The following is a 405-nucleotide window of genomic DNA, read 5'->3' as shown; positions in this document are numbered from 1 at the left end:
TTTTACGCAGTTCTGCAGGTAAATATTTCAGAGCTTCAGTTAAAGCCTTGCGCACTGATTCTGCCTTTGCATCAGGTAATGTTGCCAAGATACAGAGCCGTGTATTTCGTTCAATAAGTGTTGCTATCGAACTTTTATTGTCTTTACCTTTAATTAAATCAGCTTCCCAATGACCCGGTATTTTTCTTTCTTGAACTTCGGCTGGGCGCTCATGAATAGTTTTAATATCCTGTAATATAGAATCTTTTTTAGGTTCACCGTTAGCTTTTCGCTTTTTATTTTCATGACGCAGACAGGATAATAAGTCTTTTTTCAACTCGCCCTTGGGTAATGCTCGTATCGTTGAATAAATCGTTGTATGGCTTACATTCATTGTTTGATCCAAATCAGGAAATGTCTTTAAAC

Annotated in this window: 1 protein-coding gene; it reads right to left on the bottom strand. The window is 37.0% G+C overall.

Annotated features, from left to right (window positions below):
* Positions 1 to 405 (bottom strand): IS30 family transposase (locus J671_RS0105465; RefSeq protein ID WP_031983799.1); only part of this gene is annotated, 405 nt, incomplete at both ends.

Source organism: Acinetobacter sp. 1130196 (genome assembly GCF_000588095.1).
Lineage (GTDB): Bacteria > Pseudomonadota > Gammaproteobacteria > Pseudomonadales > Moraxellaceae > Acinetobacter > Acinetobacter nosocomialis.
The sequence above is the reverse complement of the archived record's forward strand: the minus strand, read 5'-3'. Positions and strand labels throughout refer to the sequence as shown.